13 protein-coding genes are annotated in these 17,431 nt (G+C 35.1%); 7 read left to right on the top strand and 6 right to left on the bottom strand.

Going from position 1 to position 17,431, the window contains the following annotated elements; translation table 11 throughout:
• Window positions 1-120 precede the first annotated feature (120 nt).
• The 4 genes from P5P89_RS12870 (at window position 121) to P5P89_RS12855 (ending at window position 4,802) form a co-directional block, all read left to right on the top strand.
• Window positions 121-1,989 (top strand): peptidase U32 family protein, encoded by a 1,869-nt coding sequence (locus tag P5P89_RS12870; RefSeq protein ID WP_278008694.1) that lies wholly within the window; start codon window positions 121-123, stop codon window positions 1,987-1,989.
• 143 nt (window positions 1,990-2,132) lie between these two features.
• Entirely contained in the window at window positions 2,133-2,792 is a 660-nt protein-coding gene (locus tag P5P89_RS12865) for a response regulator transcription factor (RefSeq protein ID WP_278008693.1), read from the top strand.
• A 443-nt stretch (window positions 2,793-3,235) separates the two neighbouring features.
• Window positions 3,236-3,601, top strand: a complete 366-nt coding sequence (locus P5P89_RS12860; protein ID WP_278008692.1) for a hypothetical protein — start codon at window positions 3,236-3,238, stop codon at window positions 3,599-3,601.
• A 427-nt stretch (window positions 3,602-4,028) separates the two neighbouring features.
• Window positions 4,029-4,802, top strand: coding sequence for an alpha/beta hydrolase (locus tag P5P89_RS12855; RefSeq protein ID WP_278008691.1), 774 nt, complete (start codon window positions 4,029-4,031; stop codon window positions 4,800-4,802).
• Window positions 4,803-4,865: 63 nt separating this feature from the next.
• On the opposite strand, the gene P5P89_RS12850 is transcribed toward P5P89_RS12855, so the two are convergent.
• The 5 genes from P5P89_RS12850 to P5P89_RS12830 all read right to left on the bottom strand — a co-directional run bounded on the left by P5P89_RS12850 (window position 4,866) and on the right by P5P89_RS12830 (window position 10,563).
• Entirely contained in the window at window positions 4,866-5,672 is an 807-nt protein-coding gene (locus P5P89_RS12850) for an ABC transporter ATP-binding protein (RefSeq protein ID WP_278008690.1), read from the bottom strand.
• Window positions 5,673-5,765: 93 nt separating this feature from the next.
• Window positions 5,766-6,653, bottom strand: a complete 888-nt coding sequence (gene ntrB, locus P5P89_RS12845; RefSeq protein ID WP_278008689.1) for a nitrate ABC transporter permease — start codon at window positions 6,651-6,653, stop codon at window positions 5,766-5,768.
• A gap of 150 nt (window positions 6,654-6,803) precedes the next feature.
• Window positions 6,804-8,018: a CmpA/NrtA family ABC transporter substrate-binding protein gene (locus P5P89_RS12840; RefSeq protein WP_278008688.1), complete on the bottom strand. Its 1,215-nt coding sequence runs from the start codon at window positions 8,016-8,018 to the stop codon at window positions 6,804-6,806.
• 28 nt (window positions 8,019-8,046) lie between these two features.
• The gene (locus P5P89_RS12835; RefSeq protein ID WP_278008687.1) at window positions 8,047-9,486 is read right to left on the bottom strand and encodes an alginate export family protein; all 1,440 of its coding nucleotides are present in this window, start codon (window positions 9,484-9,486) and stop codon (window positions 8,047-8,049) included.
• Window positions 9,487-9,855: 369 nt separating this feature from the next.
• Window positions 9,856-10,563, bottom strand: a complete 708-nt coding sequence (locus P5P89_RS12830) for a Crp/Fnr family transcriptional regulator (RefSeq protein ID WP_278008686.1) — start codon at window positions 10,561-10,563, stop codon at window positions 9,856-9,858.
• A gap of 273 nt (window positions 10,564-10,836) precedes the next feature.
• On the opposite strand from P5P89_RS12830, the gene P5P89_RS12825 reads away from it, so the two are divergent.
• Window positions 10,837-14,355 carry a nitrate reductase gene (locus P5P89_RS12825; protein ID WP_278008685.1) on the top strand — a complete coding sequence of 1,173 codons (3,519 nt, stop codon included), beginning with the start codon at window positions 10,837-10,839 and terminating at the stop codon, window positions 14,353-14,355.
• A gap of 128 nt (window positions 14,356-14,483) precedes the next feature.
• On the top strand, window positions 14,484-15,917 hold the full coding sequence (locus P5P89_RS12820; protein ID WP_278008684.1) for a rubredoxin: 1,434 nt from the start codon (window positions 14,484-14,486) through the stop codon (window positions 15,915-15,917).
• Window positions 15,918-16,020: 103 nt separating this feature from the next.
• Here the strand turns inward: P5P89_RS12820 and P5P89_RS12815 are convergent, their stop codons facing one another.
• Window positions 16,021-16,884, bottom strand: coding sequence for an AraC family transcriptional regulator (locus P5P89_RS12815; protein WP_278008683.1), 864 nt, complete (start codon window positions 16,882-16,884; stop codon window positions 16,021-16,023).
• 172 nt (window positions 16,885-17,056) lie between these two features.
• Between P5P89_RS12815 and P5P89_RS12810 the strand changes: the two genes are divergently transcribed.
• Window positions 17,057-17,419, top strand: a complete 363-nt coding sequence (locus P5P89_RS12810; RefSeq protein ID WP_278008682.1) for a DUF983 domain-containing protein — start codon at window positions 17,057-17,059, stop codon at window positions 17,417-17,419.
• Window positions 17,420-17,431: the final 12 nt, after the last annotated feature.

The raw sequence follows: 17,431 nt of genomic DNA, 5'->3' as shown, positions 1-17,431 counted from the left end.
ATCATTCCATATTAAGTTAACAATTTCAAAAAAATCGCTTCAGCATTAGCAATCTCAAATATTTTATAAGACCTTTGCACACTTTTTTTCGTGAATACCACAAAAGCTAAAGTTTTAGAAATGAAGAAGAAAATAGAAATATTAGCTCCAGCCAGAGATTTAATTGGCGGAATGGCTGCCATAAACAGTGGTGCTGATGCAGTATATATTGGAGCGCCACAATTTGGAGCACGTTCTAATGCCAACAATTCTATCGAAGATGTTGCGGCATTGGTAAAATATGCACACTTATTTAACGCTCAGGTTTTTGTAGTTATCAATACCATTTTATACGATAACGAATTAGAAACGTGTCGTTCCATGATTTGGGAATTATACGATATTGGTGTCGATGCCCTGATCATTCAGGACATGGCGATTATGGAAATGGACTTGCCTCCTATCGTACTTCACGCCAGTACTCAGGCCAATAATCGTGACAAAGACAAAATAAAATTCCTTAAAGATGCCGGAATCAAACGTGTGGTTTTAGCACGTGAACTGAATTTGCATCAAATTAAAGAAATATACGATCATGCAGATGTTGAATTAGAGTTTTTCGTGACTGGCGCCTTATGTGTGTCCTTCAGCGGAAACTGTTACATGAGTGTGGCAAACGGAGAACGCAGCGCCAACCGTGGTTCGTGCGCCCAAAACTGTCGTTTACCGTATAACTTGATCGACGGAAACGGAGAAACTTTAATCAAAAACAGTCACCTGCTCTCGATTAAAGATTTAGACGTTTCAGATCAGATTCCGAATCTGATCGAAGCCGGAATTGTTTCTTTCAAAATCGAAGGACGTCTAAAAGATGTAGCTTACGTTAAAAACAACGTTTCTTATTTACGCCAAAAACTAGACAGTTATTTAGAAGGAAGCGATAAATACACAAAAGCTTCTTCCGGAAAATGCACGTATACTTTCGATTCTACTTTAAACAGAACGTTCAACCGTGGTTACACCGATTATTTCGTAAACGAAAGACACAGTTCAATTGGTTCCTGGGAAAGTCCAAAATCAAAAGGCCAATATATCGGTAAATTGATCCGGACTATTGGAGACGCTTACGAAATCGAAAACGGTGAATTGTTAAACAATGGTGACGGCCTTTGCTTCATCAACGAAGATAATGAAGCCGACGGAATTTACGTAAACAAAGCCGAAAACGGAAAAGTTTATCCAAACGTTCTAAAAGAAATCAAAGACGGAACTTTTATTTACCGTAACAACGATACTGCTTTCATCAAAATTGTTGAAAGAGAAGACAGCGCAATCCGCAAAATTGGAACTACTTTATTGCTTACCGAAAACGAAAATGGTTTTGAGTTAATCGCAACCGACGAAGACGGAAACGTAAGCACTGTAAAATTGGAACATCCGAAAGAGCAGACTAAAACTGGCGAATCTATCGAAGAAAACATTAAAGTGCAATTGGCAAAAACAGGTTTTACACCTTACAGCGCTGATGAAATCAACATAATGTTCTCTCAAAACTGGTTCCTTCCTATTTCAAAAATCAACGAAATGCGAAGAAATGTTTTCGAACAATTATCAGAAATTCGTCTGGCAAATTACAACCGTGAAGAACATCAATTGGTAAAAACGTCACATCCTTATCCGGAAACCAAACTGGATTTTATGTACAACGTTTCCAACAAAACAGCACGTAAGTTTTACGAACGCCACGGTGTTACCGAAATTGAAAAAGCATTCGAATTACAATGGGATCCTGGAAAATCTCGTGTAATGACTACTAAATACTGCATCAAATACGAATTAAAAAAATGTCCGATACACCAAAAAGACATTGTAGGTGTCAAAGTTAAAGAACCATTAGTACTAAAACAAGGCGAACTAGAATACAAATTAAAATTCAACTGTAAACCCTGCGAAATGGAAATCTGGGAAAAAGATGCTGAATTTGAAATCGAAGAAGATCATTTTCACTAAAATATAAACCGATGCTTTAAGTATCGGTTTTTTTATGCACATCATTTTTCAATTAACTAATTTCTTAATTCAAAAATTACGTATCTTAGCAGTTCGTTTTAGATGAATATACGTAAAAATTTAGAATCAAAATTAAGTAGAATATGGGGGATATTATTCGGGTTGTATTAGCAGACGACCATGTTTTTGTAAGAGACGGAATCAAATCTTTACTTGAAAATGAAGCAAACATAGAAGTTGTTGGAGAGGCAATTGATGGTGCCGATGCGCTTGAAGTTGTTACCGCCAATAAACCCGATTTACTTATAGTAGATATTCGCATGCCCAACTTAACCGGTATTGAAGTAGTAGAAAAACTTAGAAACGACAATAACGCTGTAAAAATTATTATGCTTTCAATGCATGAATCGGAGGAATATGTATTAAAATCTATAAAAGCTGGTGCTGACGGTTATTTACTGAAAGGTTCCAGCAAAGATGAATTCATGAAAGCATTGCATACAGTAGCCAATGGCGGCAAATATTTCAGCGGAGATATCTCTTCTATTTTAATTGGCCAGTTAACCAATTCTTCACTTTCAGCAGAACCAAAACAAAATTTGGGTGAAGAAATGATGATTACCAAAAGAGAAAAAGAAATTTTGACTCTCTTATTATCAGGAAAAGGAAATAAAGAAATTGCTGAAGCATTAGATATCAGTAAACGTACTGCTGAAGTACATCGTTTTAATTTAATGAAAAAACTAAAGGTTAAAAACTTAATGGAATTATCTAATAAAGCAGCTGAATATTCTTTACTATAGATTACATGCGTATAAATACGTAATTTTTTAAAAAAACTACCTTAGTAATTTTAACTACGTTATAGTACTTGTTTTTGCAAAAAAAATACATATAAATTCACTATCGCAATCACACAATATTTTATTCTTAAATGCATTGACATTTACTGTATGTTTTGCATGCCGGACGTTAAAATGGGGGTTTAGCAATTGATGAATGATATTGATTTACAGGGAATATTCCATCAAAGTAATATTACAGACTCCTATTCTTTATTTGTAAAAAACAAAAAATAGAGAATATGATATTTTTTCCTAATAAAATAAATATTTCTTCGAAATTAACTTACATATTTTTACCTTCTTGATAATTTCTAAACCAGGTATTTTTTTCTTTCAAAAACACAATTATATACTATAATTAGTTATATTTGAAGCGATTATGAACCCCAAATTCTATCCAAATGATACCATTTTTAAAATTATCGATGTTAACCTTTTTTGTAACTCAAACAGGTATTGCTGAAAAATTTAATGATGCTTTAATTTCAAAAAATTCAGAAATTAATTTTTCCAGAACACAAAAAAGAGGAATTAAAAAAAACAACATTGTTTATTATGTTGAAAATGATCTGCAAACGATATCTGCTTATAAAAGAAGCAAGCTTAAATGGCAGACAAATGTAATTTCTGTTTGCGGAAAACCAAAAAATGGAAATCCTGAAATTCGATATGTTGGCTATAATGCAAATAAATTACTTATTGTTATGGGAAAACACAATTTTGCAGAAATTGACATACATAACGGTACAACAAAATTTATTGGTTAAGATTAAAAAACCTACCTAAATATAAATAACACATAAACAAAGGAGCTTTTGATTGATTTCAGAAGCTTTTTTTAGTATTAATAGACTTTATCGAAGTTAATTGCTCCGATTTATTCACTTTTCCAACAGAAATAAAAATCGGATATTCATACAACGTTACAACAATATTTAAATTTCTTAAACAAAATAAACTTGCCAGAAACACGCTTCCAGATATCTCAATCAGTGACAGCAACAAAAATGTTAATAAAAAATATTAATTGGTTAAAAAACAGTGATTTCAAATATAAATCATAATTTTTTAATTTGTACTTTCGTAAAAAAAATACTATCTATCACCAACAGCCCCGAAGAATTATGAGGATGTTTCTCATTTTGCATTAACCATATTTGAATTAAAGAGTATCAAACTTAAACAAATTATATAATGGCAAAATCAAAAACGATCGTATTGATACACGGTATGTTCGTGAATAATAACAGCTGGTCTGAATGGGAAACTTATTTTCAGCAAAAGGGGTTCAATGTTTATGCACCTCCCATCTCAGGTCATGAGGGAGATCCCTACAGACTTAGAAAAACTCTTCATCCTGAACTTGTTGAAACAGGTTTTGTTGATGTTGTAAATAAAATGGCAAGATTTATTGACAGATTGCCGGAAAAACCACTTGTTATCGGACATTCAATGGCGGGTCTGGCAGTACAAAAACTGCTTGACCTGGGCAAAGCAGATGCCGCGGTAAGTATCAACGGAGCACCTCCAAAAAACGTTATTCCCCCATTTTCAACTGTAAAAATGGTATGGCCTGCAGTAAATTTCTTTTCCAGAAGAAAGTATTATTTAGGAAACAGAGATTGGTATAATAGGGCATTTTTCAATACACTTCAAAAATCAGAACAAAATAAAGCCTATGACTTAATAGCTGTACCGGAAAGCAGGAAAATTGGAAGGGAAACGCTCCTGAAGTCTTTTGCAAATGTAGATTTTAAAAAACCTCATCAGCCAATTTTGTTTATCGGAGGAGGAAAAGACAATATATTTCCGCCTGATTTGACTAAAAAGATTGCTGGTAAGTACAAAGATCCTCACAGTACAGTGGATGTAAAGATTTTTGATGAAAAAAGCCATTTTATATGTGGCGAAAAAGGCTGGGAAGAAGTGGCAGATTATATTTTAAACTGGTTCTCTAATTTAGAGTAACACATAAAAAAATAGAGACGCACAGCAGTACGTCTCTACAATACAAATAACTAAACTTAAAAATTAATTCTGATATTTCATTCCCATATCTTCAATAGAGAATTTATCCGTTAATAAATGCAATAATCGATCTCTTAAGGCGATGTATTCAGGCATTTTTACAATTTCAATTTTGTTTCTTGGTCTTGGCAGGTTCACTTCAACAATTTCGCGGATTGTTGAAGCCGGGCCATTATTCAAAACCACGATTCTATCGGATAAAAACAGAGCCTCTTCGATATCATGCGTGATCATCACGATTGTTTTTTCACGGTTGTTCAGATTCCATAATTTTAAAACTTCCAGTTGCATAGAGCCTTTCGTCAAAGCATCCAGGGCACCAAATGGCTCATCCAGAAGCAATACACCCGGATTAATGGCAAATGCCCTTGCAATGGCAACACGCTGTTTCATTCCACCCGAAAGCTGTCCCGGCAATTTGTCCTTGTGTTCAAATAAATTCACCATTTTTAAGTTCTGAATCACGATTTCGTGTTTTTCTTTTTTAGAAACACTCATTACCGAATCGACAGCCTGAAAAATGTTTTCTTCAACAGTTAACCATGGCAGAAGTGAGTAGTTTTGAAAAACAATTCCTCGATCCGGACCAGGGCCTTTTATTTTTTGGTTAGCTAATTCAACAGAACCTCCGGTTGGGGTTAGCATTCCGCCAATAGCATTCATAATCGTTGATTTCCCACAGCCTGAATGTCCAATGATAGAGATAATTTCTCCTTTTTGAATTGATAAATTAATATCCCGAACGGCTATATATTTTCCTTTTGGAGTTGGGAATGATATTTCTAAATTTTTTATTTCTAAGTAGCTCATGATTTTAAGTTTTAAATTTTTGAAAAAGTTTCAAGTCTCAGGTTTCAAGCCAGAGTCTTTGCAACTTTGTTTCTTTGAACCTTTGTCACTTCATCAGGCTTTGTAAGCCACTTTACTTTCAATGAAAGTGAATAATTTATCGAAAAGAAGTCCCACAATTCCGATAATAATAATGGCCGAGATTACTTTTTCCAAACTTAGGGCATTCCAGCTGTCCCAGACAAAAAATCCGATTCCTGCTCCTCCGGAAAGCATTTCCCCTGCAACAATTACAAGCCAGGCAACACTGATACTCAAACGCAACCCTGTGATGATGTGAGGCAGGCTGTACGGAATTAAAATTTTGGTCAAATAACGCATTTTTGAAAAGCCAAAAGCTTTTGCCACATTTTTGTGATCCTGTGGAATTGAAGCTATCCCGAAAGAAGTATTGATTAAAGTCGACCACAATGATGTGATGAAAACGATAAAAATGGTTGCCATTCCGGTATCTTTAAAAACCACCAGTCCGATTGGAAACCAGGCTAAAGGCGAAACCGGTTTTAAAAGCTGTACAATCGGATAGAAAATTTGTTTGCAGATAGCGCTTGCTCCCATCAAAATCCCAATCGGAATCGCTATTAAAGAGCCTAATAAAAATCCGGACAAAACGGTTTTTATCGAATTCAATAATTGTAATCCGATTCCTTTGTCATTCGGTCCATAATCATAAAACGGGTCGCTCAACATTTCTTTCAAAACGGTAAAAGTAGCCAAAGGTCCCGGAAGAGCATCTTTGGTATAAATGCTTAACAAAGTCCAGAAGCCTATAAAAAACAGGACTCCAATTCCTGCTAATGCTGTCGATTTTAATTTCACTGCCAATTGGCTGATGAGTAATTTAAACTTCTCGTTTTTTACTGAATCATTGATGTTTTCAGACGTCAGAACCTCAGCCTGACCGCTAATATCACTTAGTATTAATGTATCTTTATCTGACATGACTTTATAATTTAAGTTGAAATTATATTTTGAAAATTGATTTTTGCCACAGATTAATATGATCCCCAAGGATTAAAGAGCTTCAAGTAGGTTTAAAGAATAATCTTTACAATCATAAAATCTGTGGCTCAAATAAGCTTAGTAAACACTTTATTTTTTTACTACTTTTAAATATCCTGCTGGATTTGAAGGGTCAAAAACGGTTTTGTCCATAGTTAAAGAAAAGGGCTTCATATCATCATTTGGCACTTTTACTTTCATGCTTTTAGCTACTTCTTCATATAAATCCTGTAATATTAATTTATCTGCAATCGCTTTATAATTAGGTGCTTCTTTCAGCATTCCGAATCTTACAAATTGTGCCATTGCCCAGATTGCGTGTGATTTACGAGGGTAATTTACAGCTCCTCCTTTGTGAAATAACATATAATCTTTGGCATACACCTGCGTTCCCTGATTACATCCTAAATCGTAATTACCCATTAATCGGTTTTCGATCACATCTGCAGGAGCGTTTACATAAGGTGCTTTCCCTATCATTCCAGCTGCTTTTTTACGGTTAGCAGGATTATCTAACCAGATGCAGGCTTCTAAAACCGCTTTCATCACTTTTACAAGATCAGTTCTGCGTTTTTCGCTGAATTCTTTGTTGACAACCAAAGCTTTTTCAGGATGGTCTTTCCAAATATCCTGAGAGGCCACCTGCGTGAAACCAATTCCCTGTTTTACCGCAACTCCGCCCCAAGGCTCTCCAACACAAAAACCATCCATGTTGCCTACTTTCATATTGGCCACCATTTGCGGAGGCGGAATAGTAATAATTTTTGAAGTTTTCTGATTCACACCTGCAATTGCCATCCAGTTACGCAGCCACAAATCGTGTGTTCCTCCTGGAAAAGTCATGGCAAAAGTCACTTCTTTTTCGGCCTTCAATTTTGCTGCTACAACCGGTGCCACTTTGTTCATTTGCTTAAAGCCTACTTTTCCGCAAAAATCTTTTGAAAGGGTAATCGCCTGGCCATTTACATTCAGCATCATGGCGATTTTCATTTCAGAACCTGCTTTTCCTCCTACCCCTGTGTAAACCGAAAATGGCATTGAATACAGACAGTGCGCTCCGTCTAATTCTCCGGTTAAAATTTTATCGCGAACATTTGCCCATGAAGATTCTTTGGTCACTACGACTTCAACGCCGTATTTTTTAAATAATCCCAGTTCCTTAGCCATTACAATTGGCGAGCAGTCTGTTAGCGGAATAAATCCAAGTTTCACAGGATCGTTCTGTGCTGTTATTGTTGTAAAGGAAGTTATAAATACCACTAATAAAGTCAGTACCGTTTTGGTATATGTGTTTACTTTTTTCATTTTTGAATAGATTTAAAAGTTATTCTAATTATTTTTTCGCAAGGAAATTTGGTTTGATATTTAGCATGATATAAGCAAATTGAGGCGTTAAATCGGCGTTGGCAACATTTTTTACTGCTGCAGATGCCATTGAATTAGTGGCTTTCATAATAGAATACCCGCCTTCGATATTGATCATTTTGGTTAAACTATATTTTACTGTTAAATCTAATTCGGTTCCCAGATAAGAGTTTAATTCTCCTCCTGCGCCATTAGATAATGTATTCGCCGATTCAAATCCGTGTACATCTAAAGCTAAAGTCAGATTGTCTTTGGCGTTGTATTTTATTTTGAAGAAGTAATTCAGCAAGCCCTGCTTTCCAAATCCATTAGCAGCATAAAAATAATCCATGCTTCCCCAGAATTTATGCGGTGTTCCGTACAATGGGTCAAAGCGGTTATTTTTAGAATCAGCAGTAACGGCTTTAGTACCATCATCACCGGATAAGTAATCAACTCCGGGACCTACAAATAATTTTCTTCCAATCTGATACGTTGAAGTAATAGAAAATAAATTAGCATTTAAAGATCTTCCGTCTTTATCATGTCCCCCTTGGTAGTAATAACTTCCCATGAAATTTAATTTTCGGGTTGCATTTACATTGTAATAGATTCCGGTAGTGTTTCTGCTCCAAACACCTTCGCCATTTACTTTAGTAGTCACAGGAGGTGTTCCTGCTGTTACGTTGGTATATTTATTAAAATCATCTTTAAAAAAGAGAAAAGACAAATCTCCAAAAAAGAATTTTTTACCGATGTAAGCATACTGAAATGATTTATACATAGTTCCGATTCCGTTTGTACCTGCTCCATAAGCCGGGTTTGTTCCATTGTAAATTGTTCCGGTATTTAATTCTTTATTTTGGTTGAAGGCTGCCCCTATATCTGCAATCCAGCCTTTGTTGGCATATTTCAGGATGATCGCATCGTGACGTCTCGCCTGCTGCAACCAATCTAAACCTCCTAATACTTTTTGATCATCATAAGAAATTTCCTGACGTCCTGCTTTTACAGATAAATTCTGAATAGTACTTAGTGTATCTACTAAAGAAATTTCAGCCCAGGCTTCGTGCAGTAAAATTCCGTTATTGGCCTCAGTAGTTGTTCTGTTGATTGATGAAGCATCCTGCCCCCAAACGCGAACATCCTGCAAAGTGGTGAAAAGTTTAAAACGATATCCTGAATATCCGGCAGATAATCTTGTTCTTTGGCTTGTAAAAATAGCTGCTTTGTCGCCGTCTTGTTGTAAAGTCCCTTGTCCTGCACGTACTTCTACACGAGGTCTTACCTGACCCGTAAGTGTAAACTGTGCCTTTGCTTCGTAATTTCCTAAGAAGGCAACAGCACATCCTAATACAATTACTCTTGTTATTTTAGAATTTAAAATAGATTCTTTTTGGTTAACTATTAGATTGGTTAATTTAGACATGGTTCATTGTTTTGATTAGTATGAAGCAAACTTACATACGTATTAATACTTAAGTACCATGTTTAAGCCATATCAAAATATCTTTTTTTAACTAAAAAAAATGTTAGAAAATCAATTTAAAACCTGCTTTTTAGCATAAAAATAGATAAACAGCTAGTGAAATTAGGCATTCATAAATGTAAACATTTTCTGTTTTAGCTGTAATTTATTGAAAAGAAGAAATGCTATTGAATAAAAAAATGATTTATTGACCTATTTTTGGAAGTAAAACGGGTCATAAGTTTAAATTATACTTAGCAAAAAATCTAAGTAAATTTAAAAGAGAAGAATACACGCAATAAATACGAAGATTTTTAAGAGGGAAAATTTTCAGAAATATTTATGCTCCATAATTTCTGACTGCAGCTTAGAAGGAGATAATAAACCGATTCTTTTACCGACAGTTTTGATAAGGATTTCTTTTTTAAGGCTTGAAAGTATGCGTATAGCCTGTTCCTCTGTGGTTCCGGCAAAGTCGGCAATTTCCTTACGGGATAATTCAATTTCAATCAAACCATTATTATTCTGGCCAAATTTTTTGTGAATGTACAACAGCAAATCAATTACTCGTTCACGTACATTCATGTGGGCGATTTTTCGAATATTATTCTCACTTTTGTTTAATTCATCTGCATAAAACAACATCAGGGCATACGTAAACTCTGGAACATTTTTAAGGATATCCATCATAGTTTCATTACTAAAATTACATAAAACTGTATCTTCCAAGGCATAAGCACCAATCAGATATCGTTTACTGGTTCCAAAACCACGAAATCCGATGGTATCTCCGTTTTTGGTTAAGCGAACAATCTGCTCACGACCGTTAATCCCGGTTTTTACTGTTTTTACTTTACCTTTACAGATAAAATAAAGTCCCTGAAGAGGAGCACCTTCAATAATAAACTGATGCGATTTTTTGCAGACAAAACTGTGCTTTTTTGAGATATACTCCTTCATGTGCTCCAGATGCAGGTGCTTTTTTATAAAACAGTTCTCGTTTGCACAGGTATCACAAATGGCCATTTCTTCTTTCATGGGATAGCTTTTTTTTAGTACTTAGTGATTAGTCCTTAGTGATTAGCATTAATTCGGTAAATCTTTTTAGATCTAATTACTTATAACTATCCACTAATTACTTATATACAAACGAATTTCCTTTTCCTTATTTATTTTGATTCAAAAATATGAAAATAAATTCACAAAATAAGTATTTATACGTAAAAATACTTATTTTTGTATAACTTTAAATAAGTGCTTTATCTGAAGCTTATCAAAAGATAATAATTGTAGTATTTAAAAATAACCAGGATGCAAAACACAAAAATCAAAACTACCTGTTCCTATTGTGGCGTTGGCTGCGGAATCATCGTTACAAATGATCCGAAAAGTGGTGTAATGGTTGAAGGAGACAAAGATCATCCTGTAAATAAAGGAATGTTATGTTCTAAAGGAAGAAACTTGCATTATGTTGTAAATGATACTTCAGACAGGATTTTACATCCGCAAATGCGCGGAAGCAAATCGTATCCTTTAGAACGAGTAAGCTGGGATACTGCAATTGATCGTGCTGCAGCTGTTTTTTCTTCTATCATAAAAAAACACGGTCCGGATAGTGTTGGTTTTTATATTTCAGGCCAATGTTTAACTGAAGAATATTATTTAGTAAATAAGTTAGTAAAAGGTTTTTTAAAGACTAATAATATAGATACCAATTCCAGACTTTGTATGAGTTCTGCCGTAGTTGGGTATAAGAAAACATTTGGTGAAGATTCAGTTCCAATTGCATACGATGATATTGAACTGGCTGATACATTTTTAATTACAGGTGCAAATCCTGCCTGGTGTCATCCTATTTTATTCAGAAGACTGGAAAAACACAAAGAAAATAACCCAAAAGTAAAAATCATTGTAGTTGATCCAAGACGAACAGATACAGCCGCTTTTGCCGATTTGCATTTGCAGATTATTCCGGGTTCTGATATTATTTTATATCATGCAATGGCCAAGCGCATCATCGAAAAAGGATATGTAGATCACGATTTTGTAAAAAATCATGCCGAAAATTTTAAACAATATAAAGATTTAGTTTTAGGAACTTCACTGGAAAAAGCCTCAAAATTATGCGGAATTTCAGTAAACGACATTAAACTTGCCGCTGATACCATCGGAAAAGCAAAAGGATTTATCTCCTTATGGGCAATGGGATTAAATCAAAGTGCAGTTGGGGTAGATAAAAATACCGCTTTACTGAATTTATCACTTTTAACAGGTCAGGTTGGTAAACCAGGTTCAGGCCCTTTTTCGCTGACAGGACAGCCTAATGCAATGGGCGGAAGAGAAGTTGGCGGAATGGCGAGTTTACTTGCCGCTCATAAAGATCTCGCAAATCCGGAACATCGAAAAGAAGTAGCCGATTTTTGGGGAGTTGATTCAATTTCAGAAAAACCAGGTCTGACAGCAACAGAAATGTTCGAAGCATTGGAATCTGGTAAAATGAAAGCCGTTTGGATTATCTGTACCAATCCGTTAGTAAGCTTACCTGATTCCCGTCGTGTCGAAAAAGCACTTCAAAATGCCAAATTTGTTGTCGTTCAGGATATTTCGCATAATGCGGATACGGCTAAATATGCCGATTTATTATTGCCTGCAGCAGGATGGCTTGAAAAAGATGGTACGATGACGAACTCTGAGCGCCGTATCTCCTATTTGCCAAAAGGAATAAATGCTCCCGGAGAAGCACTTCCGGATATTGAAATTTTAATTCGCTTTGCTAAAAAAATGAATTTCAACGGTTTCAACTTCAATAATGCCGAAGAAATCTACAAAGAGCATTGCGCACTGACCAAAAACACCAATATTGATATTTCATTCTTAAATTATAACCGATTAAAAACCGAAGGTACTTTTCAATGGCCGGTTCCTGATTATGGACATCCCGGAACACCGCGCCTTTTTACGGATAAAAAATTCTATACGCCTTCTCAAAAAGCGATTTTTAATTTACCAACCTCTATTGAAAATACATCGGAACAGCCATCTCCTCAATTTCCATTTATTCTGACTACAGGAAGAGTTCGTGACCAATGGCACACTATGACAAAAACCGGGAAAGTATCACGTTTAATGACCCATACACCAAGTCCGGTTTTGGAGATTAATCCAATTGATGCTTTTAAAGCAGATATTAAAGATGGTGATATAGTAATTGTAACGAGTAAAAACGGAGAAGTTCGCGTAAAGGCAAAAGTTACCGATTCAATCAGGGAAAAAGTGGTTTTTCTGCCAATGCATTGGGGAAAACAACTTGAAAACGATTTGAACAGAACCAATAATTTAACCAACACATTGGTTGACCCCGTTTCAAAAGAACCGGATTTTAAATATACCACGGTTTCTATTGCCAAGTATGTAAAACCTTTTCAGAAAATTGCAATTGTAGGAGCAGGTGCTGCGGCTTTCCGCTTCATTCAGAATTATCGTGAATTCAATTCTACTGATGAAATTGTAGTTTTTTCAAATGAAATAAATCCGTTTTACAATCGTGTATTGCTTCCGGAATATATGACAGGCGAATTTTCCTGGCAGCAATTATTAAAGGTTAAGGATGGCGAAGCATTAAACAAGTTGAAAATTACCATGAATGCAGGTGTTGCTGTTGGTAAAATAAATGCTGCCGAAAAAACAATAATAGATACTTTAGGCGATACACACACTTTTGATTCTTTGATTTTAGCAACAGGAAGCCGTCCTTTTGTGCCTGAAAACGCTCAATTACATTTGCCGGGACGTTTTACTGTAAGACGAAAAGAGGATGCCGATCGTTTAAAAGCACACCTTGACAATACCAATTTACCTCCGGAAGAACAGCATGTAGTGATCGTTGGTGGAGGATTATTAGGATTAGAATTAGCAGCAGCTTTAAAACATAAAAAAGTAAAAACAACTATTATACAAAGAGCTTCCCGATTGATGGAACGTCAGTTGGATCGTGTTTCAAGTAAATTACTGGCCGAAGAGGTACAGCTTCGCGATATCCAGATTTATTTTGATAATGAGGTGAGCACCGTTTTTGAAACCGATAACGAAAACGAACTTGAAATCGCTTTAAAAAGTGGACGAATCCTTACAGCAAACGCTATTGTTTACACCATTGGAACTATTCCAAATATTGAAATTGCACGTGAAACCGGGCTTTCATGCGGGCGCGGAGTAAAAGTAAACCAGTATTTACAATCGTCAAATCCGGATATTTATGCCATTGGAGAAATAGCCGAATTCAACAACCAGTTATTCGGAATCACGTCAGCTGCAGAAGAGCAGGCAGACATTTTGGCCAACTTTTTGGCCGGTGATATCAGCAGTTACTACAAAGGTTCTGTTTTAATGAACATCCTGAAATTGGAAGATATTAATTTATGCAGTATTGGTGATGTTGAAATTCCGGAAAACGATGACTCGTATGAAGAAATTGTTTTTGCCGATTTAAAACAGCGTTATTACAAAAAATGCATCGTTAAAAATGATTTATTGGTAGGTGCCATTTTGATGGGTGACAAAAATGAATTTGCCGAATTCAAAACGATGATCGAAAGCAAAATCGAATTGTCTGAAAAACGAAATTTATTGCTTAGAGGAAGTTCCAACGCCAAACCTGTTCTCGGAAAACTAGTTTGTTCCTGTAGCCAGGTTGGAGCCGGAAACATCGAAGAAACAATAAAAAGCGGAGTAAATAATTTTACTGATTTATGTAAAAATACCGGAGCCGGATTAGGCTGCGGAAGCTGTAAAACAGAGGTTAAAGAGATTTTAGCGAAATGTAAAGTTTAAAAAAAATTGTTTCAGGTTTTCTTTGTTTCAGGTTTCAAGTTAACCGCATCGAGCATAACTTGGAATCTGAAACTTGACCCGAGGCTGGAAGCCGAACCGGCGAAGCAAACTAATAAAACTATAAGAACATGGAATTAACGAGATTAATAGTAAAAGGAGGCGTTATTTCGCCGGGGGAACTTAGAGAAGTGGTCAATATGGCTGCGGATCAGGGTTTGGATTCGATTTCATTTGGTTCAAGACAGGATATTATTTTTCCAAAAGGCTTTAAAGCTTTGGATAAAGAAAAAATGGGGAAACATCATTTTGTTTTTCCGGATGAAAAGAGCGGCAATAATATCGTTTCGTCATATGTTTCTACAGATATTTTCAGAAACACCAACTGGCTGACCGGAAATAAGTTTTTATATATTTTAGAACAATTTAAAGACCAGCCCAAGCTTAAGGTAAACATCAACGATCCTAAGCAGCAGCTGGTTCCATTGTTTACAGGACATCTTAATTTCATTGCTTCAGAACATGAAGATTACTGGTATCTCTATATTCGTTTGCCGAAGTGGCAGCGTATGGAAGTGTATCCGGTATTGATTTACAGCTGGGATATTGCGACATTTTACTATGAAATTGAGCGCATTGTTACCACTGAAGAATCCTGCGGAATTGACCTGATTTTTAGTTTGGTTACAGAAGCTCTGGACACCAACAACAGAACAATTGATAAACCTTTGAATGTTCCGTTTTATCCTTTTCCGTATTATGAAGGGATGAACAGAATGGGAATTGACCAATATTGGCTTGGTTTGTATTGGAGAAATAATCTTTACGATTTGGATTTCCTGAAAGAAATGTGTGATTTGTGTTTCGATTGTAAAATCGGTAAAATCTGTATCACACCGTGGAAATCCTTTATTGTAAAAGGGATTCCTAAAGACCGAAAACTGGAATGGGAGAAATTTTTAGGAAAAAAAGGAATCAATGTGCGTCATTCACTTTTAGAACTGAACTGGCATTTACCGGTAGCAATGGAATGGGCGCTGAACCTTAAAACCTTTTTGGTAAGAACACTGGATCAGTTTGACATCAGTACCTACGGATTAAATTTCGGAATCTCTGAATACAACCGTGACGGGCATTATTTTACTTCGATTGTAGTGGAGAAAAATGATTTACCTAAAGATCTGGAGTCGATTAAGATTCGTGACACTTACAATGTGTTGTATGCGAAAAATTTTGATCCTAATACACGAGAATATATTGTACATTCACAAGATATAGACAAACTGGAGCTGCCAACAATTTTGATTGAATTAAGTCGAAAATATTTTGAAGAGTTAGGAAATTCAATTCCTGAAACAGTCGAAAAAAATCAGAAAAAAGAAAAACCTCAATTGGATATTTACCAATGCCAGGAATGTCTCTCACTCTATAATCCTGAATATGGCGATGCTAGCCAGAACATTCCAAAAGGTATTTTATTCACAGATTTAGCCGAAACCTATTGCTGCTCCTTATGTGAAGCACCAAAAAGTAATTTTAAAATTTTAGAATCTGTTACTGCATAGATTTCAAACCATATAAATGATTAATAAGAAATGTAAGTTTTGCTTTTGAATGAATTAGACTCAGAGCTTCAATGAACTTATATCACTTATATGGTTTAAAAATTTAATTTTTCAATTCCCGAAAAGCCGTTGGAGAAAGCCCGGTTTGTTTTTTGAAAACCCTTGAAAAATAAGAGTAATCATCATATCCAATAGCCGATGCAACTTCGTTTACGGCCAGTTGTTTATCCGTCAGCATTCGTTTGATTTCAAGAATCACCCGGTCCATAATTACTTCTGTGGCTGTTTTTTGTAAAATTTCATTACAAATCCGATTGAGGTGTTTCAGGGTAATATTTAATTTTTCAGCATAAAAAGAAGGCGATTTTTCTGTTTTAAAATACTGTTCCAAAAGCTTTTCGAATGTGTTTATTTTGATGTTGTACGAATGCGCCTGATGTGAATAAGTTTCGCTGTATTTTCGTGAAATTTCAATATGAATGCAATCCAATAAATTAAGCATTTTATCCAACTGGAAATTATTATGCTGACTATTTTCTTCTATCAAAAGATTGAAATAAGGCAAAATTTTAGGTGCTTCACTGCCTTCAAAAAGCATTTCCGGACGGTTGTGAATCGAATGATAAAAGTTGTAATTATTGATGTTTTTCTTTCCGAAATATAAATTGTAAAGTTCCTGGGAAAATATAATCACAAAGCCTTCAATATCTTCAGACAAACTCCAATGATGCATTTGCCCGGGCTGTAGCACAAATAAACTGCCTTTCTTAATTTCAAAACGGTCAAAATCGATTTCATGTATACCTGAACCATCTGTAAAAAACACCATCAGATACGAATCATGCCGGTGCGGTTCTTCAACAAAACTGTGACTTTTTAAATGCTCTTTAAAGGTATTCACATAAAATTCACGATGAATATCATTACAGCTAAAATTTTCTACACTATAAACCGGATATTTTTTCATAAGCAGACAATATTTTTCTTTTTAGATTATTCAATCGTGATTTTTTAATTTGGAATTTAAATTTTTAAAAATTTAGGTGAAAATGTCTTTATTGTGCTATAATTAGCGAAGATATAAAAAAGGTTTTGAAAGAATCTGATTTACCTTTGTATAAATATAAAACAACAATATCATGTCTAGTGCATTAACTCATATTTTAAGTAACGAATGTCCGGTTTGTCATAAAGGAAAAGTTTTTAAAGACAAGAATATTTTCCTGAATTTTGGCTTCCCGAAAATGAATGAAACCTGCAGTCATTGTCATTATAAATTTCAAAAAGAACCCGGTTTTTTCTTTGGCGCCATGTATGTAAATTATGGTTTGACAGTAGCTCAGGGAATTGCAACGTATTGTATCGCTCAGTTTTTCTTTGAAAATACGTTCGATTTAAGAATTATACCGATTATTGCAGTTGTCATTATCGTGTTGACTTCTTTTAATCTCCGATTCTCAAGATTAGCATGGATTTACATTTTTAAGGATTATACGAGCTAAAAAATTGCTATT

Origin of the sequence: Flavobacterium gyeonganense (assembly GCF_029625295.1) — a bacterium.
Lineage (GTDB): Bacteria > Bacteroidota > Bacteroidia > Flavobacteriales > Flavobacteriaceae > Flavobacterium > Flavobacterium gyeonganense.
The sequence above is the reverse complement of the archived record's forward strand: the minus strand, read 5'-3'. Positions and strand labels throughout refer to the sequence as shown.